This window comes from Geomonas azotofigens (assembly GCF_018919395.1).
Lineage (GTDB): Bacteria > Desulfobacterota > Desulfuromonadia > Geobacterales > Geobacteraceae > Geomonas > Geomonas azotofigens.
Window position 1 is genome coordinate 263,601 of sequence record NZ_JAHLME010000002.1, and the last position, 26,670, is coordinate 290,270.

Genomic DNA, 26,670 nt, shown 5'->3' on the forward strand with positions numbered 1-26,670 from the left:
GCAGCGGCTTACGCAGGCAAAGCCCCCCTCCCAACCTCCCCCCTCCGGGGGGAGGAGTGTGGACCGGCGCTGCCGCATTTGGACCGAAGTCGCGAGCCTCTCCCTCCGGGGGGAGGAGTGTGCAGACCGCAAGGAGTAAATCAGATGCTTCCTGCCGCACGCATCACCGACCTCATCGTGAGCTCCGCCACCCTGGGGGTGCCGACGCCGATCATCCCGCCGGGGGCGCCCAACGTGCTCATCGCGGGACTGCCGGCGGCACGCATGGGGGACTCCTGCGGCGCGGACGTGATCATCAAGGGGTCGACAACGGTGTTCATCGGCGGACTGCCGGCGGCGCGCATGGCGGACCAGACCGCCGGCGGCGGAGTCATCCTCCCCCCCTGCGCGCTCACGGTCCTGATCGGAGGCTGACTGATGGAGCTCGACTTTTTGGGACGGGGCTGGTCCTTCCCCCCCGAATTCGACAAGACCCTGCCGGGAGTGGTGCTGCTGGAGCAGGAGGCGGACATCGTGGCGAGCCTGCAGGCGCTGCTCAGCACCTCGCAGGGGGAGCGGGTCATGCTGCCGCAGTACGGATGCAACCTGGACGACCTGATCTTCGAGAGCCTCGACACCGGCACCAAGGCCCTGATGGCGGACAAGATCGAGACCGCCATCCTGTACCATGAGCCGCGCATCGAACTGGAGAGCGTCACCCTGGACGACACCCGCGAGCTGGAGGGGGTGGTCCTGATCGAGATCACCTACCGGGTCAAGACGACCAACTCGCGCTTCAACTTCGTCTTCCCCTACTACAAGCTGGAAGGGACCGACCTCGACCTCGGGGTGACGGTGAACCTCCTGCCGGAAAGCTATTAGGCCCTATGCCGCGAACCGCCGACTGCAAACAGAACAGGGATGCGCTGAAACCGGTGCGGGAAGGCACCAGCCAGGACCAGCGCCTCGCCCTCCCCCTCGACCCGGGTTTCGCCCCGGTGGACCAGCGAGACGTGGCGCACGGCATGGTGTTCGCCAAGGCCTACGCCTCCTTTCTCAACTACTTCAATTCCGACAATACCTTCGACGGCAACTGGACCCCGTTCTTCGGCAGCGACGTCTCGGTGCAGCTCGCGCTGGCGGCGGTGCAGGACGTCGATCTCTACCGCCAGAGGATCAAGGAGTACCTGGACTTTCTGAAGGACCTCGGATTCGGCTCGGATGAGACCAAGGCGAAGGACCGCCTCGGCTACCTGTTCAGCAGCGCCGGGAGCCTGGCGCGGGAACTGGACCGGCTCAAGGACGCCCTTCCCGCCGACATCGCGCTGAAGGGGATGCTGCGCAACCTGGTGGTCACCCAGCTCGCCCCGGCCCTGAACCGGCTCATATCCTACTACAAGGCCGACCTCGCCATCACCCCGGACACGGACCGCCTCATCGCGGACCTGCAGCCGGGGCTGGAGCTGTTCGGTACCAGCACCGTCCCGTTCAGCGCGGTGTACCAGGGGGGGCTCGGCACGGACTGGATCACCGGCGGCGCGCCGGACTGGGCCGCCTACATCGGCGCCATCCCCCCGGACGCCTCGGTCTACGGCACCGGCATCGAGCCCTTCCAGCGCATCAACCACATCGCCACCCATAACCTGTTCACCTCGATCCTGGACCAGTTCCTCAAGGCGTACGCGAAGGTGGCGAGCGAGGGGGAACGCTCGCTGCAACAAAGCCTGACCGGACGGGACGATCACCAGCCGCACTACGCCCTCTTCCTCGCGTTCCTGCGCCTGTTCGCCTACGCGCGCGACGCCGCCAACACGATCACGGCGCGCCACCTCGACTTCTACTACCGGGAGATCCTGCAACTCAAGGAAAAACCTGCCCAACCGGGGCACGCACACCTGCTGGCGCACCTGGCCAAGCAGGTCGAGGCGCGGCTGTTCCCGTCCGGCGAGCTGTTCAAGGCGGGCAAGGATGCCCCGGGCAAGGACGCCTTTTACGCCGCCGACCAGGAATTCGTGGCGAACCAGGCCCAGGTCGCCGACCTGAAGACGCTGTACCGGCACGGCACCGAGAAGGTCGGCGTCCTGGTTCCGAGCGACAAGGACCAGGGACGCCTGTTCGCCTCGCCCGTCGCCAATTCGGCCGACGGCCAGGGAGCGGAGCTCACCTCGCAGGACAAGTCCTGGCACCCCTTCCACAACAAGCGCTACCAGGACGGCATGCTGGCCGCCATCGACATGCCCCGCGCCACGGTCGGCTTCGCCGTCGCGTCGCACTACCTGTTCCTGGCCCAGGGTGAGCGCGGCATTACGGTCACCTTGCAGCAGCCGGTGCCGGTATCGGGCGATTTCAAAAACGACGTCACCTGCTACCTGACCACGGCCAAGGGGTGGCTCGCCAGGGAGCCCCTGTCGTTCAGCCAGGCGACCGGGGGGCTCCGGCTGGAGCTCGCCCTTTCCGGCGCCGACCCGGCGGTGGCCCCCTACGCCACCGACATCCACGGCTACAACTTCGACACCGACCTGCCGGTCCTCATGGTGCAGTTGAAACACCGGGACGACGGCAAATTCGCCTACCCGCTGCTGGAGAACGTCACCATCACCGGCTTCGCACTGGACGTGAACGTCGCCAACCTGAAGGCGGCGGCGCTGGCCAACGACTTCGGGCCGGTTGACGCCTCCAAACCCTTCCAGCCTTTCGGCCCGTCGCCGGTCGCCAACGCGTCCTTCGTGATCGGATCGAAGGAGCTGTTCCAGAAGAAGCTGACCGCTGCGTCGCTCCAAGTGACCTGGCAGAGCACACCGGCACCCTACGGCGGCAAGACGGTGAACGCGGTGACGCAATACCTGCAGGGAGGTGCCTGGCACCCGTACCGGACGGCGGTGCAGGCCTCGGTGACCGGCACGAGCTTCACCTTGCTGGGGGATCCGCAGTCGGCCGACGCCCCTCCCTACCTGGACGCAGCCGACCCGACGCAGAACGAACCGTTCACTACCGACTCCCGCTTCGGCTTCGTCCGGCTGCGGCTTTCCGACGACTTCGGGCAGGCGAGCTACGAGCAGGCGCTGATCGACTACATCAAGCGGGTCACCAATGCCGACCCCAACGATGACGGCACCAAGCCGACACCGCCGGTGGGGCCGGTGGTTACCGATCTGAGCCTGGATTATTCGGCGAGCCAAAACGTTTCCTTGACCAGCGCGGACCAGGTCCAGTTCCAGGGGCGCAGCGCACGTTTCTTCACGGTCGCCCCCTTCGGGACCGCCGAAGAGCACGGTTACCTGAAGTCGGTACTGCCGTCGGTGGACCCCGCCATCTACCTGCTGCCCCAGATGAAACACGCCAACCGCGACGACCTGAAGCTCCCCAAGGGACAGCCGGTGCAGCACGAGGCGGAGTTCTACATCGGCGTCACCGACCTGAAGCCGCCTCAAAACCTCGCCCTGCTGTTCCAGGTGGTTGACGGGAGCGCGGATCCCCTCTCCGTCAAACCCAAGCCGCACCTCAACTGGAGCTACCTGCGTCACAACGAATGGCTCCCGTTCGCGAAGGACCAGGTGAGCGATACGACCGGAGAACTGCTCGACTCCGGCATTATCACCTTTTCGGTGCCGCGCGAGGCTTCCGCCGACAACAGCGTGCTCCCCTCCGGGATGCACTGGCTGCGCGCCTCGGTGGCCGGCAACGCCGACTCGGTGTGCCGCCTGGTCATGGTGGCGGCGCAGGCGCTCAAGGCGACCTTCGCCGACCGCGGCAACGACCCCGCCTTCAGCGCAACTCCCCTCCCCGCCGGCACCATCTCGAAGCTGGCCCAGCCCGACGCTGCCGTTAAGGGGATCGCCCAGCCGTTTGCCGGATTCGGCGGGCGGGGCAAGGAAGCCCCCGGCGACTTCTACACGCGCATCTCGGAACGGCTGCGGCACAAGGACCGCGCCATCGCCCTGTGGGACTATGAACGCCTGGTCCTGGAGGCGTTCCCGCAGGTGTACCGGGTCAAGTGCCTGAACCACACCCAGTACGAGCCGGACCAAAGCGGCACCGGCATCTACCGCGAACTGGCGCCCGGCCACGTTACGGTGGTCACCATTCCCAACCAGCGCTTCCTGAACCTGCGCGACCCGCTGCGCCCCTACACCAGTCTCGGGCTCCTGGAGCGGATCGCGCAGTTCCTGCAGCGGCGCACCTGCTGTTTCGTCAAGCTGCACGTGAAGAACCCGCAGTTCGAGGAGGTCCGGGTGGCCTGCAAGGTGCGCCTGCAGCCGGGGCTGGACTACTCCTTCTTCGAGGGGAAGATCTCCGACGAACTGGTCCGCTTTCTCTCCCCCTGGGCCTTTCCCGGCGGCGGCAGCCCGAGCTTCGGCGGCAGGGTGCGCAAATCGGTCCTGATCAACTTCCTGGAGGATCTCCCCTGCGTCGATTGCGTCACCGACTTCCAGCTCTTCCACAGCTACCAGGATGACCACAACAACATGAGGACCGACGAGGTGGACGAGGCTTCCGGCTCCAAGGCGGTATCGGTCCTGGTTTCGGCCCGAACGCACCAGGTGGCCTTCATCGACCCCGCCGTCGCCTCCACCCCGGCCGAAATCTGCAGGTGCGCGCCATGACCCGGCTCTCCGCTACCATAGCCACAAAGCCGCAATTGCGGCCGGTGCAGGATTTCTACCGGCTGCGCCGCGAGGGGATCGGCTTCATCGAACAGATGGCGAGCCGGCTCTGGACCGACTACAACGAGAGCGACTCGGGCATCGCCATCCACGAGGCCCTGTGCTACGCCATCACCGACCTGGGCTACCGAATCGGCTGGGACATCAAGGACATCCTTGCGCCCGCGACGCCGTCGGGCGACCCGAAGCACCCCTTCCCCAACCAGTCCTTCTTCACGGCCCGCTCCATCCTCACCGTCAACCCGTGGACGGAAAGCGATTTCCGGAGCCTTTTGATCGACCTGGAGCCGGTCAGAAACGCCTGGATCGTCTGCAAGGAGTGCGCGTGTGATACCGCCTACTACGCCTGGTGCGGCGAGGAGGGTCTTGCCCTCTCCTACCAAACGCCGGAACTGGTCGAGCGCACGCCGTTGCGGGTCTGGCCGCTGGGGCTGTACGAGGCGCTGCTGGAGCTGGAGGCGGACCCGGACGCGGGGGACCTGAACGACCGGAAGATGGAAGCGAGCGTGGCAGTGACCGATACCGGAGGGAGCCACCCGCTCGTCATGGAGCTGCGCTTCGAGGAGATGTCGCTGGCCGACCGGGATCAGTGGCAACTGTTCCTGGACAGCGACGACGCCTTCGCCGGCCGCAACGCTGCAGCGATCGACCTGAAACTGATCCGGCTGGGAGCCACCAGGAACTACGACGTTCTCACCGACCCCACCCTCGACGAGCAGGGGCGCAACGAGTACCTGCGCGGGCACTGGCGCACCGTCTTCTACGCGACCTTCGAGATTACCGTGACCCCGTCGGGGCGGAAAATCGTCCTGCACGCGGCCCTGCGGCTGCTCGGCACCACGGCCGCGCGCGACGCCCTCACCGTCGCCGCCTTGAAAGCGATGCTCGAAGAAGGCTCGGTCAACGGCCCGATCCAGCGTTACCGGCGCAAGGAGCGCCTGAAGGCGGCCGCCGTGGCGTTGGCCAAGAAGGAGCTGATGGCGCACCGCAACCTGGACGAGGATTATTGCCGGGTGCAGGTCATCGCCATCGAGGAGGTGGCGGCGTGCGCCGACGTCGAGGTGGCGCCCGAAGCGGACATCGAACTGGTGCAGGCGCGCATCTGGTTCGAGATCGAGCGCTACTTCAACCCGCCGGTCCCCTTCTACACGCTGCAGGAGCTTTTGGACCAGGGGATGCCGGTGGAGGAGATCTTCAACGGACCGGAACTGGCCAGCGGTTTCCTGAAACAGGAGGACCTCGACGCCGCGACGCTGAGGTCGGTTCTGTGCGTGTCGGACCTGATCAACAGGCTCATGGACATCGACGGGGTCATCGCGGTGAACCAGCTGCAGCTCACCGCCTACGATGCCGAGGGGAACGTCATCGAAGGGGTCTACGACCCGGCCTTTGCAAGCGACGGCACAACGATCTTCGATCCGGGCAAGAAAAGCGGCAACTGGCTCGTGTACCTGTCCAGTCAGCACCTGCCGCGGCTGTACCGCAACGCCTCGCGCTTTCTCTTCTACAAGAACGGGCTTCCCTTTCTCCCCCGGATGGACGAGGCGCTGGACACGCTCACCCTGCTGCGCGGCGAGGCCAAGCGCCTGAAGAACCCCGGCGCCGCCAACGACCTCGACATCCCCGCCGGGACCTACCGCGATCCGGAGGACTATTTCCCGGTACAGTACAGCTTCCCGCTCACCTACGGCATCGGCCCCAACCAGCTTTCCACCACCGCCTCGGCGCGACGCCGGGCCCAGGCCCGCCAGATGAAGGCGTTCCTGATGGTGTTCGAGCAGATCCTGGCCGATGCCTTCACCCATCTCGCCCACAGCGCCGACCTCTTCTCCCTCGACCCCGCCGTGAGCCGGACCTACTTCGCAGCCCAACTCGACGAAAGCGTGGTCCAGGGGTACTCCGAGCTGGTGAGCGGCCTGACCGCGCCGATCCTGGAGGGGATGCTGGAGACGGAGCAGGAATTCCGCGAGCGGCGCAACCGCTTCCTGGACCACCTGCTGGCCCGCTTCGGCGAGGAGTTCAGCGAGTACGGCCTGTTGCTGGTCAAGGTCCTCGGGCAGGACATCGCCCTGGACCAGCTGATCAAGGACAAGATCGCCTTCCTGTCCGACTACCCGGGCATCAGCCACGACCGCGGCAAGGGGTTCGACTACCAGCACGACCCGTGCAACCCGGACAACCAGCCCGGCATCAGGAGGCGCATCGCCCTGCTCCTTGGCTACCCGGAGCTGGACCGGCGCATGATCGTGGTGGAGCACCTGCTGCTACGCCCGAAGTTTCCCGGCGACGCCCTCTACCCGGCCTGCACCGAGGGGCCCTGCACCACCTGCGGCGCGGAGGATCCCTACTCGTTCCGGCTCACCTTCGTCATGCCCGGCTGGCTCGACCCGTTCCATGGCGACCTGGAGATGCGCGGCTACGCGGACCGGGCCATCCGCCAGGAAGTCCCGTCACACCTGGTGGCCAAGATCTGCTGGGTGGGCAACGACGGCTACGTGGAGGATCCCTGCGACCCCGTGCTCGGGCAGCTCGCCTCCCTTTTGGAGCGTGACGGGCACAAGGGGGACGGTCTTCCCCCCAGCGCCGACGAGGCGTGCGCCTGCGCCATTGTCATCTACCGTGCCTTATCCCAGGTATTCCAGGCCTGGTACCAGGACAAGTTCCTGGAGCACTTCCACGCCGACACGCTGAAAATGGAGCTGGAAATTCTCTTCGACGCCAAGGTGAAACCGGAAGATATCGCCTGCGTGGTGCTGCTTCCCTTCGAGCTCTGGTCGCAGGTGCTGGCCCTCATGGTGGCGCACTTCGGGTACATCGCGCGCTACGGATGGCAGTACCAGCGCTTCGAGAAGGCCTGGTGCGCATGGCTCCAGCTGAACGCCACCTTCGACTGGATGGAGGAGCGCCTGGAAGAGCGGGTGGAGGCGATCCTGACCCGGAACCTGCTCTCGGTGTCCCCATCAAAAACTAGGGGGACAGGCACCTGGCGGAGCCAGTCCCCTCGGCTTTGCACCTGCGCCCGCGCTCTTGTCACCAGCTTCGGGATGGAGTTCTACCAGTGGCTGGACGGCCTGTTCCGTTCCGGGAGCTTCACCCCGGACGCCCCGCTCCCCACCTTCCCCATCGAACTGCCGCAGGAGTGCGCGGGACTCACCTTCCAGGCGGGGACGCTGGACCAGGTCCGGGCCCTGCTCGAGGAGAGGTATCACGCCTACAGCGAGGTCTCCTACCGGTTGCGCGTGGTCCTCGACCTTTTGGGCGCATTGAGCAACAGCTATCCCCCTGCGACGCTGCACGACTGCGACGAGGGCAACGACAAAAACCCGGTCCGTCTGGGTACCACGGCTCTAGGAAGCTGATCGAGGTGCTGCGCGATGAAACCTTCACAAGATAACTTCCCGGTTTTCGAGACGAACCAGGTGCTTTCGTCCACCCACTTGAACCAGGTCTTCGACTACCTGGACGAGCAGGAGCGGCTCACCCGCGCCGACGTGATCGGCATCGGCATCGTCTGCGGGCTGGAGATCTCGCTGTCCCAGGACCCGGACGGTGGGCTCGCGGTGCTTTTGACCAAGGGGTGCGGGGTGACCTCGCAGGGGTACCTGATCGTGGAACCGGAGGACGTGGCCCTGGTGAGCTACCGGCAGTACCTCCCCCCCAGCGACCTCCCCTACCCTCCCTTCATGAAGGACGACAACCCGTATCCGCTTTGGGAGCTGTTCCCGGCCGGGGAGCCCGACACCACGCCGATCACGACGCCGCAGGGTTTCCTGGCCGACAAGGCGGTGCTCCTGTTCCTGGAACTGAAGAAGGAGGGGCTGCGCAACTGCAGCATGAACAACTGCGACGACAAGGGGAGCGAGGTCACCATCACGGTGCGCCGGCTGCTGATCGGCAGCAACGACCTGAAGGAGATCATCGCCAAAGCCAACGCCATCGAGGACAGCCTGAGTGTGACCGAGCTCGCCGAGGTGCTCCTGAAGCGGCTGAACCTCCCCGAGGTGCACCTGCCCCGGGTCGACGTCCCCAACACCGCCCCCGCCACCTCGCAGGACGTCTACCACGCCTTCCATGCCGTCTTCGCCTCGGAGCAGCTGGTGCAGCATACGGCGGCCGCGCTGAGCGCCGCCTACGACGCCTTCAAGCCGCTCGTGCAACAGAAGTACCCGGACAACCCGTTCGCCGGCTTCACCGGCCGCTTCGGCTTTTTGGACAACGTGCCGGTCACCACGGTGCAGGTCAAATTCCTGCAGTATTACTACGACCTCTTCGACGACATCGCGCGCGCCCTGCGCGACCTCTCCCGCACGGGGGCGGAGCTGTTCGCGGTCTGCTGTCCGCCGGAAATGCTCTTCCCGCGTCACCTGATGCTGGGGGTTTTGTTCCCGAACAAGGTGAGTACCCCCGAGCTGTACCGAACCCCGTTCTGGCCCTCCCCGGCCATCTCCGGCGGCGAGGGGCGGCTTTTGGAATTCGGGCAGCTCTTCGCGCGCCTGGTGGAGATGGCGGCGCGCTTCAGCGACGCGCCTGTCTTGCCGCTCTCCGGTTTCTCGCACCTGCCGGGAGACAGCTCCATCCGCATCACCCCGAGCACGTTGGGGGACGGGCCGCTTGCCGGCAAGGCGATCCCGTACTACTACCTGTTTAACGGTGATCCCCCGCTGTACCGGCTCTGGGACCCGGACAAAACGCGCCGCAACCGGGCCAACCAGAACCTCGCGTACCGCTCCGACTCCTACCAGCCGCCGGCACCCCCCTTCGTGACCCATGCGCTGCGCTACGACCTGGAACCCTACAACTTCCTGCGCGTCGAGGGGCACCTGGGCAAGAACTACCAGGGGGTCGTGACAACGCTGTTGACCCTCAAGTCGCGCTACCGGCTCCCCATCGAGGTGATCGCCCTGCGCACCGGCGCCTTCGACGAGAACGTGCCCGTGGACACGAGCAAGGACGCGTGCCGCTTTCAGGACCTGGAGGCGCTGTACGAGACGGTCAGGGCGGAATCGACCTGCTTCATCTGCCTGGAGATACAGTACTTTTATGCGCTCCCTTTCGAGTCGCGCTCGAAGGTCACCACGCCGGTCAAACCGCAGCTTTCCCTGCTGGCCCAGTGCGCCCCGGACTTCCTGGTGCAGCCGCAGACGCTTGGGCGCCTGTTCGAAGATTTCCTCGCCAACCAGCCCGGCGGCGCGGTCCCGGAGATCGACCCCAACGTCATCATCAATTTCCTGAACAGCCAGAACGTCGGGCAATCGAACCTGATCATCTTCTACGTGATCGTCTACCTGGTGAAGCTCTACGGCGAGTTCACCCCGACCCTGGCGCAACTCGACGAGACCTCCTTCGAGAAGCGCTACCAGGACCTGGTGCGGGTGACCGAGGCCGTGGCGAAGGAGCGGGAAGGCGCCGCGGGGAGCATCGACGGCACGGTGAACCTGCTGCGCTGGGAGGACCTGGACGACCGGCTGGAGGCGATCCTGTACCAGTGCCGCCTGGACGTGATCAAGGCGCTGGAAGGGCAATACCAGGACCGGCTCCGCGAGGTGAAGCAGAAGCTCTACCTGAGCACCTTCCTGCGCGACCACCCCGGCATCCAGCACAAGGCCGGGGTGCCGCTCGGAGGGACCTTCATCGTGGTCTACCACGAGGCGCCGCCCAGGATATTCAACCCGGGCCGCGGCATCGACCTGGGCGGCCTGCGCAACCGGCTCAACGTCGACAGCCGCATCGGGACCGGCCGGGTCACCACCATGACCTCCCCCTCCGGCGCCACCTCGCTGTGCGCCGAGGTGGAACCGGCGGCCATGATGGAGGCCTTCGACCGCATCGGCGCGCGTCCCGAACTGGCGGCGGACCCGGACATCCGGCTGGTGCTGGGCGCCTTCACCGGGCGCGTGCCCGACCCGGGGGTGGTCCGCCCGCCCCGTCCGGCAGCCGGCGACATCGTCGAGCAGGCGGTGGGGGAGCTTGCCGACGGCACCGTCATCGCCGACTTCTACCTCCCCTACCTCTGCTGCTCCGACTGCGCTCCGGTGCAGTTCGTGCTCCCGACGCCCCCCCTGGGCTTCACCCTGCAGGTCGGCTGCACCAACGCCAATAACCAGGCCGAGGTGACCGTCACTCCGGACGGTGGCGTCGCCCCCTACAGCGTCAAGGTTGACCAGCAGGATTTCCAGCCGCTGGAAGGCGCTCTGGCGCTTGCCACGGGGAGCCACACCATCTCCCTGCGGGATCAGGAGGCGACGGTGTCGGCGCCGCAGAGCGTCGAGATCCCGCCGCGCCTGGTGCTGGGCGAGCCGAGGTTCGACTGCATCGGCGACACCGGCGAGTACGTCGCCCTCTTCGCCATCAGCGGCGGCACGCCCCCCTACAGCGCCAACCGCGGCACGGTGCACGGAACCGAGTACGCGAGCGGCAACCTGCCGGTGGACACCGACATCGAAATCGACATCACCGATGCCCGCCACTGCAGCGCCTCCGTCACCCTCCGGCATTCGTGCGTCAAGCCGCTGGCGTTCACCGCGAGGCCGGGGTGCACCGGGGCGGACGGACAGGCTTCGGTCGAGATCACCGCGACCGGCGGCGCCGCCCCCTACCAGGTGCAGGTGGATACGGCGGTGCCGTCCCCCCTCACCGGCCCGATCAAGCTCGGCGTAGGGGGGCACAACGTCAGCGTCCACGATGCCGCCGGCGCCGCCACGGCAGCGCAGACGGTGGTGATCGCGCCACAACTTGTGCTCCGGGAGACCGATTTCATCTGCGAGGGGAACGCGAACTTCCGCTCCTTCATCCGCATCGAAGGGGGCACGCCACCCTTTACCGCCAACAACCAGCCGGTCACCGGCAATTTCTTCAGCACCGATCCCATTCCCAGCGGCAACAGCTTCTCGGTCACGGTCACCGACCACAACAACTGCAGCGCCGCCATCCAGGTGCAGCACAGTTGCGAGCAGGCCTGCGACCTCCCCTGCGGCGGAGAGTCGCGCCGCTGCGCCTACCGCCTCTGGGTGCAGCCTCCCTTCGGCGATGCGCGCTACGAGAACTACCGCCAGGAGCCCGCGGTACGGCTGCGTTTCAACGGCAGGGACATCAACCTGCGCACCGACGGGCTGCCGATCCCCGACACCGGGCATTTGAACGAGAACTTCAACGATGCCATAGGAAGCTACGTGAAGGGGCTGAACGAGGCGGTCAACCAGGCGCTGGTGGAGCAGGCGGGTGCGGCACAGGGGCGCATGATCCTGAGCTATCAACCCAGCGACGCCTACCCGTTCGCCGTCCTGTTCATCGAGTATTTCGCCTGCGACCGTTTCAACCTCGAATTCCGCTACAGCTATGCGCGGCCCAACCCGGCCTTCTCCATGCTGATCCGCTACACCAACGAGCCGGACGCGGCCGGCGCGCTTTTCGACGGTGCCGTGTTCGTGAACCAGCGTCTGAACAAGGAAACCAGGGTGCCGTCGTTCGACTGCAGCGAGCGCAACCAGTGCACCCGGGTGGACTACCACAAACTGTGCGACGGGCCGCAGCCGGAACTGGACATGGAGGTGGCGCGAAGTGGCGACAACTCCCTCACCTTGCAGGGGAAAGTCGGCAACCTGCAGCCGGCGGACGTGGTGGCGTGGGTGTGGGAGCTGCCGCTTGCCAACAGCAGCGAGCCCTTTTACCAGGGGGAAAAGGTGGAACTGCAGGTGCAGCGCGTGGCAGGCCCGGTGCTGCTGGCGGCGATCACCCGCAAGGGGTGCTTTGGGAGTACCAAGAGAGATTTGTAGCGTGGTCCCAAAGGCGGGCGAATACGTATTCGCCCCTACAAAGGCACAACATGCCTCGTCTGTAGGAGCAATATTCGTCCCTCACCACATGCCTCGTCAACCGTAGGGGCGCATAATCATTCGCCCACGCATCAGCTGGAAGTGCGGCTTGTTCTCACCCTCGTTGACCGTCCTCGGGAGGGTTGGCAGGAAGGTGTCAGGTTTGGAGTCCTCAATGGATCATGTGATTCGCGAGCAGCACCTGCACGTCGAGTTCGACGGGCCGGAGGCGGAGGCGGCGGGCTTGCAGCGGCGACTGCAGCGCTTCTGCCAGGACTACCTGCTGCCGGTCATCGAAGTCACCCTGAACAAGCAGGTGCCGGAGGACGAACACCTTTTCCTGGAGAAACTGGTCATCGACGCGGGCACCATCCCCCTGGAACGATTGGAAGAGGAGCTGGCCCAATCGGTCCAAAAAGAGCTGCAACAGACGCTGCGCGAGGAACTTGCCGTGCCTCGCGTGAACTCCCGGCGCAGGAACACGCTGCAGGCGCTGACGGAGGTATTCCTGCACTTCCTGGAACACGGCTCCCTCCCCTGGTGGTTTCAACTCCCGGCGGGAAAGGAGCTGGAACAGGCGCTGCTGGAATGCTGGCTGAGTGGTGACCACCATGATGCGGTGGTGATCGCGCTGGAAGAGGCACTGATCCCGCTCCGGAAGGAGCAGGCGCGCACGCGGCTGATGCTGCAATTCTCGGAGAAGTTCCGTGCCGTGCTATTGCCGCTTTTGGCGCCGCAGGTCGGGGTGCGGGTCGGCGCGGTGCTGGAGCAATTGACCGACATCGCGCTGCCGGAGGCCTCCCTCGCCACGATACGGGACCAGGTCTGGCGACACGGCTTCTCCGCTGCCGCCCATCATGCCAATGTCACCGAGCATGAACTCGTCTCGCGCGCTTTCTTGGAGCTCCCCCTGTCGATCAGAGAAAGCCCCGAGGTCAACGCCGCCCTCACGCGTCACTGGCCGGGAACGACGCCTACCGGGGCCAGGGGCGCCCAGGTGACGACGCAAAAAAGAGACGCTCCAGCGCGGGATGAGGATGCGGCTGACCATCAGAATAAGGCGAGCCGGGACGGCATCTACGTGGACAACGGCGGCATCGTCCTCTTGCACCCGTACCTGAGGCAACTCTTCGAGAGACTGGAGATCAGCCGGGAGAACCGGATCATCGAGCCGGAGCGCGGCATCGCCGTCCTAAACTACCTTGCTTCGGGGGCGCTGGACCAGCCGGAGTACCGACTGGCGCTGGCCAAGGTGTTGTGCGACCTGCCGCTTCATGCCTCGATCCCACGGGACATCGAGCTCGCGGACCAGGGAAAGGAAACCTGCGACTCCCTGCTGCAGGCCCTGCTCAAACACTGGGGCGCTCTGCGCAACAGCTCGGTGGACGGCCTGCGCGGCTCGTTCCTGATGCGGCCGGCGAAGCTCACCCTGCGCGGCAATGACGAATGGCTGCTGCAGGTCGAGAAGAACAGCTACGACATACTGCTGGACCAGCTTCCCTTCAGCATCTCCATGGTGAAACTACCCTGGATGCCGAAGCTTTTGTGGGTGGAGTGGAACTAGGGGTGCGGCGATGAAATCCTGCGCGGAAAAGTCTTCCTCCAGTTCGACCGCCGCGGCGCAGGTGTCGCGGCAGCCTTTCGTCGCGCCGACGGTGCAACGAAAGCTCACGGTCAGCAAACCGGGCGACAAAATGGAGCAGGAGGCGGACCGCAGCGCGGACCAGGTCATGCGCATGGCGCAGCCGACGGGAGCCGGAGCGGAGCGGTTGGATCGGCAGCAGGAGCGTTTGGATCGACAGCGGGAGCAGTTGCCCAGGCAGCAGGAGGAGTCGCCTCGGCAGGCAAACGAGGAGCAACTCCGGCGCCAGCGTGACGAAAAAGTCGAGCGTCAGGAGGAGCGGCTGCAGAGGGAAGCGAGCGCCGACGAGCGGCTGGGGAGACAGGCAAAAGCCGCCGCGGAAGGCGCACCGGAAGAAAAAATTGCCCGGGCCGATTCGGGTCCTGCCCCCACCGTCAGCGACGCGGTGCAGTCGGCGGTCAAGGAGGGGGCGTCCGGCGGGCAACCGCTGCCAGGCGAGGTGCGCAGTTTCATGGAGCCGCGTTTCGGCAGCGATTTCAGCAGCGTCCGCGTGCACAACGACGACCGTGCCGCCGGTCTCTCCGAGGATCTCTCGGCGCGCGCCTTCACCTATGGCAACCACGTCTTCTTCGCCCGCGACGCTTACCACCCCGGAACCAGCGAGGGGAAACGGCTGATCGCCCACGAGCTGGCCCACACCGAGCAGCAAGGCGCCGGGCTCGCCCGCCAGGGGAACCCGCACCGGGAAGGGCGCGACGAGCAGGCAGCGGCCGTCATGCGGGCGGCGGCCCCCGCCGCGCCAAAAGCGGCGACTCCGGCCGCCGAGGGACCGGCCAGCTCGGAACTGGTCGACGTGTCTTCGGCGGTCTTCGCACCGTCGGAGAAAGTAAAAGAAGAGATCGAGGCCTCCAAGGGCAACGGGCTGGAAGTACGGATCATCGTCAAGGGGCTCACCGGCGAGGGGCGGGTCAAAGTCCGCATGGACAGCAAGAAGAACCTCGACTCCATCGGCAAGGGGACCATGCCCCTGCAAAACCCATGGACCGACCAACTGGGCGGCATGCACGTCAACTTCACCATCCGCAACAACGAGATCAAGGACGGTTACGCCTCGCTGAAACCCAAGGGAGGCGACACCAACGAGTGGCTGCGGGCGCTGCAGAAAAACTCGGAGCTCCTGGGGGGATTGGGCCTCAAGGTGGAGAGGCTCCCCAGGCCGATCAACCGTTTCGAGTCCGGGAAACTCACCCTGGGAGTCGAGGGGGTGAAGGTGGAAATCGGCGGCTTCCTGGACGCCAACCTGAACCTCAGCGTCGAGAACGTCGCCAAGCCCAAGATCGACGCCAGCGCGACCGTGGACGTGAAGGGGATGGTGAAGGGTGAGTTGAAGCTCGACAACAGCACGGGCCCCCTCGCCGGACAGCTCACCCTCGCGGTGAACCACAAGTCGTTCAGCGGGCAGGGAACAGTCATCTACAAGCCGGACGGCACGGTGGATATCGGCGGCAAGGCCGGCTACAACGCCGACAAGCTTTCCGGCGAAGTGGCCTTCGTCGCCACCGACATGGAGTCGGCCAACAAGTTCGCCAAGGACGCCATCGCCGCGGCGGGCGGCAAGGAGAACATCGTGGCGACCGGTCCTCCCCCGCCGGTGCCGGCGCCCAAGCCCAACGCCAAGACCCGCGCCATCGCCGCCACCGGGCAGTTGCAGTTCCACCTGACCCAGTGGTTCGCCGGAACGGTCTGGGTGGTGGTCGACGGCCGCGGGCTTTTGACCGTGGTGAGCAAGATCGCGCCGCCCGGCGAGATCCCGCTCTTTCCCCAGAAGAACTTCGACCGGGAGATCGTCAAGTTCGAGGCCAAGGCCTACTACGGCATCCCGGTGGTCGGCGACCTGAACCTGTTCGCCAACATCAGCCTCTGGGCGCTGGCGCGGCTCGGCCCCGCCAAGATCTACAACATCGAGATCCTGGGTACCTACTCGACCGACCCGGAGGTGCAGAAGTTCATCCAGATTTCCGCCTCCTTCAACATCTCGGCCTACGCCGGGCTGCGGCTGCGCGCCGAGGGGGGCGCCGGGATCGAGATCGCGTCGCACGACCTTAAATTCGGGATCGGCATCCAGGTGGACGTGGGGCTGCAGGCCTACGCCGACGCCAGGCCAACCATCGGCTACCGCGACCCCGGCGTCTTCTACGTGGGGGGGACGCTGGACATCGTGGCCCAGCCCATGCTCGACCTGGGCGGCGATTTCTTCATCGCCCTCGAGGCCCCCTGGTGGTCGCCCATCTCCGACCACAGGTGGACCTGGCCGCTGTTCTCGAAACAGTGGCCGCTGGCGGACCCGGTCGGCATCAGCGCAGTGGTGAAGGAGTACGTGCTCGGCTCGGGGCAGGTGCCGGAGATCGAGCTCAAGAAGCCGGAGTTCGATCCCTCCAAGTTCATGACCAGCATGGTGGACGATAAGCTGCCGGAGAAGTCCGGCGGCAAGGGAAGCGGCAGCGGCAGCTTCAAGGACGACGGGAGTATCCCTCCTCCCACCATCCCGCCCAAGAAGCCGGCGCCAAAAAAACCGGAGCCGAAGCCGACCAAGAAGGGAGCGCCGCCTCCGGGAGGCACGAAGTCGGCCAAGCCCGATCCCAAGTCTGCCAAGGAGAAGGATATCGCCAAGACGTTCCAGGCGGCCGCCAAGCCGCTCGGGACGCTGCGAGCCGGCGGCCCCTTCACCCGAGCCATGCTGGACGCGGAACTGGGCAAGATAAAGGCGTCCGTTAAAGGGGTGAGTTTCGATATCCAGGCCAAGGGGGACAACTGGATCGTGACGCCCAAGGCGGGGGGCAAAAGCGCCAAGCCGGTCCAGTTGAAAGGGAAGAACATCGACAAGGACGCGAAGGACGGCAAGAAGGACGTGCGGACCGAGGCGCAGAAGCAGGCGGACCTGGAGGCGGCCCTGTCGGAGGCGAACAAGCTCCTGGAGGACGAGAACAAGGACGCCCCCGAGATCACCTCCGCCCTGGTGGCGATCAAGGCGAAGTACAAGCTGACCGCGCTGGAACTGGTCGAGGCGCCGGCGGACGAGGACGAGGTGTACGACTCCATCCAGGCGAGCGTCAACCCGAAGAAGGGGACGCCGAAGAGAAAGCGGCTCAGGAAGCACAAGTCGGCGCTGGTCACCCGCAAGGGGCACAAGTACGTGTTGATCGACGGGTACGACACCAAGGAAGTGATCCGCGACAGCTTTTACGGCAAGAGTTATCGCAAGGATGTCTACGAGTGGCGCGACGAGAGGGTCAACAATCCCGCCAAGTTGCGGCACCCGACCAACCCGAAGTTGTACTGGTGGAAGAACCGCTACTGGGACAAGACCAAGGCCTACGACGAGGCACCCACCGTGGACCACAAGAAGCAGGCGGTGGTGGACCACTGGAACAGCGACGGCAGGGATACTCACCAGGACGCACGCAAAGACTATTTCAATGATATCAAGGGACTCGAGGTGGTTCCCTACAGCGAGAACAGTTCCATGGGCGCCAAGCTCGCCGGGAGCTACAAGAAGACGGTCACCATAAATTTTCGCGGACCGGGAGAGGGACGAAAATGAGCATGTTATACCTGCGGCACCCTTCGGTAAGCGCAGACGGCACGGTGGTGGATTTCATCCTGACCAGGGGCGATTCAGACCAGGTGGGAGGCGGCTCCGAGAGATTCATAGGCGCCCTCATCGGCGCGCTGGACATAGGCGCGGAGCCGCTGAAATGGGGCATAAAGCCGTACCGCTGCAACTACTACAGCGAGTACTGGGACGAGGAGGGATGGGAGTCCACGTGGGACTTCGTCTGGCGCGTCACCATCCATTTCCGTGTCCAGGTCGCGATCAAGCCGTTCAAGCTTGGATACCTGGGCATCAATGACATCGACGACTACTCCCCCGAGGTCGAGAGCTACAAGTTCGAACCGTTCTCCTGCCTTGCCGTCGGCGTCTTCGATGCCGAGAACAAGGCGAAGGAGACCGCCCGCAGGGTGATCAACGACAAGGAGCTGACAGCGGCGAGAAAGGAGGTCTCCGCACCCGACCCGGTCGTCCAGGTGGTGCGGGTCGGCAACGGGGAGTTCCATCTGAGGGCAGCCCTGGGCTCGGGGGATGAAAGATTTTTCCGCGGAGAGTACCCCGAGATGGTGCTCTCGTTCCTGCAGTCATCAGGAGCCGTGATCCATGCCCAATCATAGTCATCACCCACAGCAAAGCGACGAGGTGATCAACCTGGAGCTGGCCCTGGACTGGCTCGCCCGGCTGGTCACCGGCTATCTCCAGGTGCGGCTGGAGCAGGCCGAGGAGTATCTCCCGCCGCCCCTTGAATTTTACAGCGAGGACTCCCCCATCGAGATGTTCATCAAGAGCCAGGATCCTACCCGGGACGAGTTCGCCGTCGTCATGATCGCCCTGGCGCCCCACCTGCGTCCCGGGTTCTTCAACAAGATCCTGGGGGGGCTGGTCCCCGAGGGAGGCGAGCTTCCCGAATTCGGCGGCGTGACCGGAGCCGACCACCGCTCGATACTTCCGACGGGGGAAACGGCGCAGTTCATCCTGGCCGGGCATGACGTGAGGAAGCGGATCGAGGTGCAGCGCTTCTTCAGCAGCGATCACTGGTTCGCGAAGAAACGGATCCTGTGGCTGGACCAGGTGCGCCCCGGTGAGCCGGTGATGAGCGGGCGGCTCTGCATCGATCCGGAGCTGGTGGAGTGGGTCACGCTCGGGACGGTGGGGAGGCCCCGCTTCGGCCCCGACTTTCCCGCCCAGGCGATAGAGACGGAGCTTGAGTGGGACGACCTGGTACTCCATCCCGACACCCTGCGCCAGATCCGGGAAATCGAGAACTGGATCACCCACAACCGGACCCTGGTCGAGGAATGGGGGATGGGGCGCAAGCTGCAGCGCGGCTACCGCGCGCTCTTCCACGGGCCACCAGGCACCGGCAAGACGCTGACCGCGACCCTGTTGGGGAAATACACCGGCAAGGACGTCTTCCGTATCGACCTGTCGCGGGTGATCTCCAAGTACATCGGCGAGACCGAGAAGAACCTGGCGCTTTTGTTCGAGAAGGCGGAGTTCAAGGACTGGATCCTCTTCTTCGACGAGGCCGACGCCCTCTTCGGCAAGAGGACCGACGTGCGCGACGCCCACGACCGGTACGCGAACCAGGAGGTGTCCTACCTGCTGCAGCGCATCGAAGAGTACCACGGGCTGGTGATCCTGGCGACCAACCAGCGCAACCATCTCGATCCGGCCTTCGCGCGGCGCTTCCAGAGCATCATCCATTTCCCCATGCCTCGCCCGGAGGAGCGCTACCGGCTCTGGTGCAACGCCTTTCCGTCCCAGGTGGAGATCGCGCCGGAGATCGATTGGCGGCAGATAGCGGCGCGCTACGAGTTGCCCGGCGCCGGGATCATGAACGTGACGCAGTACTGCGCGCTGGAGGTGCTGGCGGACCGGACGCGGCGGCTGGATTTGAAGCGGCTGGAGGCGGCGATTTTGCGCGAGTATGTGAAGGAGGGGAAGGTGGTTTGAGGAGGGCGTGAAGGGAAGGGGTATGCAGCGGCAGGTGGCGGGAAGAGCGAATGCAGCGGGGGAATGAAAGGCGGGCGAAAATTTTTCGCCCCTACCGTGGACGGGAGGGGGATCTAGCCAGCATTTCACGCGGTCCCTTAGGGGCGAATAATCATGCGCCCAAGGTTTTAGATATTCCGGCTGTCATACGCCCAATGCAACAAGGCCTGGCGCTGGCGTCGGCGGCAGGTGAGCACCCCCTCGGGGCAGTTGTGCCTGATCTGGGCGATGTGGCGGGTCATCGCCTTCCAGCGCTTGATCTGGCGCGCGTCGTCGGGACAGCGGCGCCCCATGAAGTAGCGGCAGTACCACTGGAACCAGCCGCGCGGGTCGTCGCTGTAGATCCACCCCTTCTCGCGCCAGTAGGAGAGCGGCTTTGAGGCGTTGACACCGAAGAAGTTGTACTCGGGCACATGCCGCTCGTGACAAAGACGCGCGTTCGCGAACCAATCCCTGGGAAACTCGTCCCGGCAGTCGGTCATGTACTTGCCGCCGAAGACACCCATCTCCAGCATTTCTTTCGGCGTCAGTTGCGGTTTGAACTCGGGATGAAAGTTCTCACCAACAGGCTCGGTACGGTAATAGACGTACCCCTGCTGCATCAGGTCGTTGACGCATACTTTGATTTTTTCCACGGTGACGTGTACTCCCCTGGCGAAACGGTAGAAATATCCGGAGCAAATGTACAATGAGCCGAACCCGTGTCAAGCGGCGGAAATGTGTTGCGGTCGCCGCCCCGGTTTTGATACAACCGCCCCTGTACCGATGCGACACCGCACCGGACCCGCAATAACCTGTGAGGGAGGCAACGTCGCCATGATCAGCATCGAAGAAGCGCAACGGATCATCCTGAGCCACGTAGCCCCCCTGGAGACAGAGCAGGTCACGGTCTTCCACGCACTGAACCGGATCACCCCGCAGGACCACATCGCCCCCTGGGACATCCCCGCAGCCGACAACTCAGCCATGGACGGCTTCGCCTTTCTCCATGCCGGCGTCGTCGACAACCGGGTCAAGGTGTGCGGCTTCCTTCCGGCCGGCGAGGTGCGCAGCGAACCGGTCCCGCCGGGCGAAGCGGTGCGCATCATGACCGGCGCCCCGCTGCCTCCCGGCTGCGACACGGTGGTTCCCATCGAGGACGTCGAGGAGGACGGCGCATGGATCGTGCTGCGCGGCAAGGTCAAGGCGGGCGACCACGTACGGCAGCGCGGCGAGGACATAACCCGCGGCGACGTCGTCATTGCGGCAGGTTCGCTGTTGCGGCCGCAGGAGATCGGCATGCTGTCGGCCATGGGGAGCACCGCGCTCGCCGTGCACCGACGCGCGCGCGTCGCCATCCTCGCCACCGGCGACGAACTGCTGGAACCGGGCGCGACGCCCGAGCCGGGCAAACTCATCAACAGCAACAGCTACAGCCTCGCCGCACAGGTGCTCGATGCCGGCGGGGAGCCGGTACTGCTGGGGATCGCCCAGGACACCCTGGAAGCCACCTGCGACAAGATCCGGGCCGGGCTGAACGCCGACTTCCTGGTCGTCACCGGGGGGGTCTCGGTGGGCGACCGCGATTTCGTGAAGGCGGCCATCGAGGAGCTCGGGGGGAGCGTCAGTTTCTGGAAGGTGAACATGAAGCCCGGCAAGCCGCTGGCCTTCGCGACCCTGCAGGGGAAACCCATCTTCGCCCTTCCCGGCAACCCGGTTGCCGCCATGGTCTCCTTCGAACTGTTCGTGCGCCCTACCCTGCTCAAGGCCATGGGGCACACCCGGGTCTTGCGCCCGGTGGTCCAGGCCGAATTACAGCAGGCGACCGCCAACAAGGGAAACCGCCCGCACCTCGTGCGCGGCATCGTGTCGCGGCGCGACGGCGGCTACCTGGTTTCCACCACGGGAAACCAGAGTTCCGGGCGTCTTTCCTCCCTCATCCTCGGCAACGGCCTTATGAAGCTTGCGCCGGAATCGTCCTTTTCCGCCGGCGCCATGGTCGACGTGATTCTGCTGGACCGCAATTTCGAGATGAACCTGCCGGGGGAATAACGGCTTCTCCGGGATGGCCCCCTCCCCCTGCCCTTCCCGCCAGGAAAAGCACCCTCCCCCCCCTTGCCCCTTTAACCATCCCCTGTCCCCTGTCCCTACCGCGGGGGCCTCTCCCAGCGCAACCCCGCGTGCCCCATACCCTGCAACATACATCTTCGATGATATAATGAATGCCGGTCCCGCCCAGACCTCATTAACGACCACGCCATCTCCACTTTTTTGATTTAGGTCAAGAACCTTAACAAACTACTGTTCTAGAGTCTCCTCTATCCGAAGTGTTTACAACATCGTCCCGCGGTGCCGCTGGCGCGGCAGCTGGGCGTATCAACACGCCAGAAGCTGAAGGAGAACGTCCATGCCACACTCGCCGCTGACGCCGATCCGTTTGTTTGTCGCAATCATGCTGGTAGCCGCCGTTGCCGGGACCGCCCGGGCCGACGGGGGGAAAGAGCTCTTCGACAAGCACTGTGCCTCCTGCCACACCATCGGCGGCGGAGACGGCGGAGGACCGGACCTGAAGGGGGTCGGCGCCAAGCACCCCGCGGAGTGGCTGGTGAAGCTCATCACCGACCCCGGCAAGCTGACCGCCGAGAAGGATCCCGCCCAGGCGGAACTGGTGAAGAAATACGGCTTCGAGATGCCCAACGTGGGGGTAAGCCGCGGCGATGCCGAGAAGATCGTCGCGTTCCTGGGAGGTGGCAACGCTCCCGCGAGCGCCGGTGCCGGCTCCGATAAAGGCGCACCCGCGGCACCGGCCCAGGCCGAGCCCCCGCGGCAGCCTGCCGAAGTCGTGGTGACCAGGGAACTGCTCGCCACCGGCCGCGACCTCTTCACCGGGAAGCAGCGCTTCGCCAAGGGGGGGGCGCCCTGCGTCTCCTGCCACCGTTTCGACTATCCCGGCATCTACGGCGGCGCGCTCGCGGCCGACCTCACCAACCTGTACGGCAAGATGGGGGAAGCCGGCGTGCGGGGCGTGCTGAAGAGCCTCAGCTTCCCGGTCATGAAGAAGATCTACGCGGAGCGCCCGCTGACTGAAGAGGAAGCCACGGCGCTGACCGCCCTGTTCAAGGACGCCGCCGCCAGGAAGCATCCCGCGAGCGACCCGTATCCCGCCGCCGGTCTCGGCTTTTTCGCCATCTGCATGATCGCCGTCCTGCTGTTCAAGAGGAGAACCAAGTAATGTCACATGACAGGATCAAGGACGACTGCTCGGCGCACAACCGCCAGTGGGAGGAGCTGTACCGGAACCGGGCCCAGTACGACAAGGTGGTGCGCTCCACCCACGGCGTGAACTGTACCGGCGGCTGCAGCTGGATGGTGCACGTGAAGGACGGTATCGTCGGCTGGGAGCTGCAGGCGAACGACTACCCGCAGTTCGACGGCACCATCCCCAACCACGAGCCGCGCGGCTGCACCCGCGGCATCAGTTTCTCCTGGTACCTCTACAGCCCGCTGCGCGTGAAGCACCCCTACCTGCGCGGCGCGCTCCTGGACCGCTGGAACGAGGCGAAAAAGACCCACGCCGACCCCGTGCATGCCTGGGCCAGCATCGTCGAGAATCCGGAGTCCCGCGCCTCCTATACCGGGCAGCGCGGCATGGGGGGCTTCAGGCGCGGCGACTGGGAAACCGTCACCGAGATCATCGCGGCCTCCAGCATCTACACGGCCAAGAAGCACGGCCCGGACCGGGTGGTCGGCTTCTCCCCCATCCCCGCCATGTCCATGATCAGCTACGCGGCGGGGAGCCGCTTCCTGCAGCTCTTCGGCGGCGTCGCCCTGAGCTTCTACGACTGGTACTGCGACCTGCCCCCCGCCTCGCCCCAGGTCTGGGGCGAGCAGACCGACGTGAACGAGTCGGCTGACTGGTACAACGCCTCCTACATCGTGCTGTGCGGCTCCAACGTCCCGATGACCCGCACCCCCGACGCCCACTACCTCACCGAGGCGCGCTACCGCGGCACCAAGGTGGTGGTGATGTCGCCGGACTACTCCATGGCGAGCAAGTTCGCCGACGCCTGGCTCCCGGTCGAGCAGGGGCACGACGGCGCCTTCTGGATGGCGCTGAACCACGTGATCCTGAAGGAGTTCTACGCCGAGCGCCAGGTCCCCTTCTTCGAGGAGTACGTCACCAGGTACACGGACTTCCCGTTCCTGGTCGAGCTTACGCCGGAAGGGGTGACGGGAGGGGGACCGGCACCTGCGGAGCCGGTCCCCGTGTGGCGGCAGGGGGAGCTGGTGCGCGCGGCGCGCTTCGAACGCTCGGCTTCCTTGGAGCACGCGGAGTGGTGCCTGTGCGTCGCCGACAAGAGCGGCGAGGTGCGCGTGCCCAACGGCAGCCTCGGCTCGCGCTGGAGCAAACAGGAGGGACAGTGGAACCTGGACATGAAGGACGTGGTCGACGGCGCGGAGATCGATCCGGCGCTCACCTTCCTCGGGCAGGAGAGCCGCAAGGTGCTGTTCCGGTTCGAGGGTGAAAAGGACGCGCTGCGCGAGGTGCCGGTGCGCCGCGTGCAGACCGCCGACGGCGAGATCGTGGTCACCACGGTGTTCGATCTCCTCATGGCGCAGTTCGGCGTTTCCCGCGGGCTCTCCGGCGACTACCCGCACGGCTACGACTCCGATCTCCCCTTCACCCCGAAGTGGCAGGAGAAGCACACGGGCATCGACGCGCAGACCCTGATCAAGATAGCGCGTGAATGGGGAGAGAACGGCGAACAGAGCCGCGGACGCAACATGGTCATCATCGGCGCCGGGGTGAACCACTGGTACCACAACGACCTGATCTACCGCGCCGCCATCACCGCGCTCATCCTGACCGGGAGCGTCGGCAGAAACGGCGCGGGCCTCGCCCACTACGTCGGCCAGGAGAAGGTCGCGCCGCTCTCCCCCTGGACCTCCATCGCCATGGCGCAGGACTGGGTCAAGGGGAGCCGGCTGCAGAATACGCCCAGCTTCTGGTACATGCACTCCGACCAGTGGCGCTACGACCGCAACTTCGTGGACTACTTCAAGCCGGAGACCGGCGACAAGATGCCGATGCACGCCGCCGACTTCAACGCCAAGGCGGTACGCCTCGGGTGGCTCCCCTTCGCGCCGCACTTCAACGCGAACCCGCTGGAGCTCATGAAGGAGGCGAAGCAGGCGGGGTGCGGTGACGACGAGGCGACCAGATCCTGGCTGGTGGAGCGGCTTAAGAGCGGCACGACCCGCTTCGCCATAGAGGACCCGGACGACGCCGGCAACTCGCCCAAGGTCTGGTTCATCTGGCGCGGCAACGCCATCTCGGCCTCCGCCAAGGGGCACGAGTTCTTCCTGAAACACGTGCTCGGCGCCCCCAACTCCAGCGCGACCGCCAAGGAAGTCGCCAAGGGGCAGGTACAGGACATCGTCTGGCACGAAAAGGCACCCGAGGCGAAGGTCGACCTGGTGGTGGACCTGAACTTCAGGATGGACACCTCGACCCTCTACTCCGACATCGTGCTCCCCGCCGCCACCTGGTACGAGAAGAGCGACCTCAACACCACCGACATGCACTCCTTCGTGAACTGCATGGACGCGGCCGTGCCCCCCTCCTGGGAGTCCAAGTCGGACTGGAAGATCTTCAGCAAGATCGCCAAGAAGGTGAGCGAGCTGGCGGCGACGCACCTGCCGGAGCCGGTCAAAGACGTGATCGCGGCGCCGCTTTTACACGACACGCCGGGAGAGATCGCCCAGCGCTCGGTCAAGGACTGGAAGCTCGGGGAATGCGAGCCGGTGCCGGGCAAGACCATGCCGAACCTCGCCATCGTCGAGCGCGACTACGTGAACCTCTACAACCGCTTCCTCTCGCTCGGCCCCAACATCGGGCACCTCGGTTCGCACGGCAACTACTACGACGCGGACGACGAGCACGAGAAGCTTTTGAGGGAGCTCCCCAACCGGACCTGGAACGGCAAGAGCTACGTGGATCTCGCCGACGAAAAGGTGGTGGCGGACGCGATCCTCTCGCTCGCGCCGGAGACCAACGGCGAGCTGGCGCACCGCGCCTACCAGAACCTGGAGAAGCGGGTCGGCAAGCCGCTCGCCCAGCTAGCGGCGGGCGCGCGCGAAATCCGGGTCAAGTGGGAGGACGTCACCCAGAAGCCGCGCCGGGTCATCAACTCCCCGATCTGGAGCGGCCTCGTGAACGGCGGACGCCCCTACTCCCCCTACACGCTGAACGTGGAGCACCTGGTGCCCTGGCGCACCCTGACGGGGAGACAGTCGCTCTACCTGGACCACCCCTATTACCGCGAGTTCCACGAGGGGCTCCCCACGTTCAAGGGGAAACTGAACCCGGCGCTTCTGGACGAGACCGAGGGGGAGACCGGCCTTGTGCTGAACTTCCTGACGCCGCACGGCAAGTGGGGCATCCACTCCACCTACTCGGACAACCTAAGGATGCTCACCCTGTCGCGCGGCGGCCAGGCGGTCTGGCTGAACCCCCTCGACGCGGCCGGGGCGGACATCGAGGACAACGAGCAGATCGAGGTCTACAACGCCAACGGCGTCGTGGTCTGCCGCAGCATCGTCTCCTCGAGAATCCCGAGGGGCGCTGCGGTCATGTACCACGCGCCGGAGCGGACCCTGAACATCAAGAAGTCGAAGAAGAGCGGCAAGCGCGGGGGCGTGCACAACAGCCTTTCCCGGATCCGGCTGAAGCCGACGTTGATGCTCGGGGGGTACGCCCAGTTCAGCTACTACTTCAACTACTGGGGGCCAACCGGCGTGAACCGCGACAGTTACGTGGTGGTCAGGAAGCTGAAGTAGGAGCGAATGCAGTGAAGGGGGGCAGGCACCTGCGGAGCCACTCCCCGGTCACCCGGGCGACCTGTAGGGGCGAATAATCATTCGCCCAGCCATGTTGCACCGCCTGACATCGTCACCTCTCCTGAGGGGAGAGTGCACCGGGCGAATGATTATTCGCCCCTACAGTTACACGACGAGCGCCGTGTCAGTCGCCTCCCCTGGGGGGGCGGA

At 65.4% G+C, this 26,670-nt stretch carries 13 protein-coding genes; 12 read left to right on the forward strand and 1 reads right to left on the reverse strand.

Features of this window, described 5'->3' with window-relative positions:
- Nucleotides 1-144 precede the first annotated feature (144 nt).
- The 9 genes from KOL99_RS06205 to KOL99_RS06245 all read left to right on the forward strand — a co-directional run bounded on the left by KOL99_RS06205 (nucleotide 145) and on the right by KOL99_RS06245 (nucleotide 19,602).
- Nucleotides 145-414 (forward strand): PAAR domain-containing protein, encoded by a 270-nt coding sequence (locus KOL99_RS06205; RefSeq protein WP_216509613.1) that lies wholly within the window; start codon nucleotides 145-147, stop codon nucleotides 412-414.
- Between the two features lie 3 nt (nucleotides 415-417).
- A complete protein-coding gene (locus tag KOL99_RS06210; protein ID WP_216509614.1) occupies nucleotides 418-861 on the forward strand; it encodes a GPW/gp25 family protein in 444 nt (147 codons plus the stop codon).
- 5 nt (nucleotides 862-866) lie between these two features.
- A complete protein-coding gene (locus KOL99_RS06215) occupies nucleotides 867-4,583 on the forward strand; it encodes a baseplate J/gp47 family protein (protein WP_216509615.1) in 3,717 nt (1,238 codons plus the stop codon).
- Nucleotides 4,580-8,002 (forward strand): hypothetical protein, encoded by a 3,423-nt coding sequence (locus KOL99_RS06220; protein WP_216509616.1) that lies wholly within the window; start codon nucleotides 4,580-4,582, stop codon nucleotides 8,000-8,002. Before KOL99_RS06215 ends, KOL99_RS06220 begins: the two co-directional genes overlap by 4 nt.
- 15 nt (nucleotides 8,003-8,017) lie before the next feature.
- Complete coding sequence (locus tag KOL99_RS06225) at nucleotides 8,018-12,415, forward strand: hypothetical protein (protein ID WP_216509617.1); 4,398 nt, start codon at nucleotides 8,018-8,020, stop codon at nucleotides 12,413-12,415.
- 214 nt (nucleotides 12,416-12,629) lie between these two features.
- Complete coding sequence (locus tag KOL99_RS06230; RefSeq protein ID WP_216509618.1) at nucleotides 12,630-14,018, forward strand: contractile injection system tape measure protein; 1,389 nt, start codon at nucleotides 12,630-12,632, stop codon at nucleotides 14,016-14,018.
- Nucleotides 14,019-14,028: 10 nt separating this feature from the next.
- Nucleotides 14,029-17,637: an eCIS core domain-containing protein gene (locus KOL99_RS06235; protein WP_216509619.1), complete on the forward strand. Its 3,609-nt coding sequence runs from the start codon at nucleotides 14,029-14,031 to the stop codon at nucleotides 17,635-17,637.
- Nucleotides 17,634-18,263 (forward strand): hypothetical protein, encoded by a 630-nt coding sequence (locus tag KOL99_RS06240; protein WP_216509620.1) that lies wholly within the window; start codon nucleotides 17,634-17,636, stop codon nucleotides 18,261-18,263. The genes KOL99_RS06235 and KOL99_RS06240 overlap by 4 nt, the downstream gene beginning before the upstream one ends.
- Nucleotides 18,250-19,602, forward strand: a complete 1,353-nt coding sequence (locus KOL99_RS06245; protein ID WP_216509621.1) for an ATP-binding protein — start codon at nucleotides 18,250-18,252, stop codon at nucleotides 19,600-19,602. Before KOL99_RS06240 ends, KOL99_RS06245 begins: the two co-directional genes overlap by 14 nt.
- 167 nt (nucleotides 19,603-19,769) lie before the next feature.
- On the opposite strand, the gene KOL99_RS06250 is transcribed toward KOL99_RS06245, so the two are convergent.
- Complete coding sequence (locus KOL99_RS06250; protein ID WP_216509622.1) at nucleotides 19,770-20,276, reverse strand: hypothetical protein; 507 nt, start codon at nucleotides 20,274-20,276, stop codon at nucleotides 19,770-19,772.
- Between the two features lie 181 nt (nucleotides 20,277-20,457).
- Between KOL99_RS06250 and KOL99_RS06255 the strand changes: the two genes are divergently transcribed.
- The 3 genes from KOL99_RS06255 (at nucleotide 20,458) to KOL99_RS06265 (ending at nucleotide 26,460) form a co-directional block, all read left to right on the forward strand.
- Nucleotides 20,458-21,672 (forward strand): molybdopterin molybdotransferase MoeA, encoded by a 1,215-nt coding sequence (locus KOL99_RS06255; protein WP_216509623.1) that lies wholly within the window; start codon nucleotides 20,458-20,460, stop codon nucleotides 21,670-21,672.
- Nucleotides 21,673-22,027: 355 nt separating this feature from the next.
- Nucleotides 22,028-22,852, forward strand: a complete 825-nt coding sequence (locus KOL99_RS06260; RefSeq protein WP_216509624.1) for a c-type cytochrome — start codon at nucleotides 22,028-22,030, stop codon at nucleotides 22,850-22,852.
- Complete coding sequence (locus KOL99_RS06265; protein ID WP_216509625.1) at nucleotides 22,852-26,460, forward strand: nitrate reductase subunit alpha; 3,609 nt, start codon at nucleotides 22,852-22,854, stop codon at nucleotides 26,458-26,460. Before KOL99_RS06260 ends, KOL99_RS06265 begins: the two co-directional genes overlap by 1 nt.
- Nucleotides 26,461-26,670: the final 210 nt, after the last annotated feature.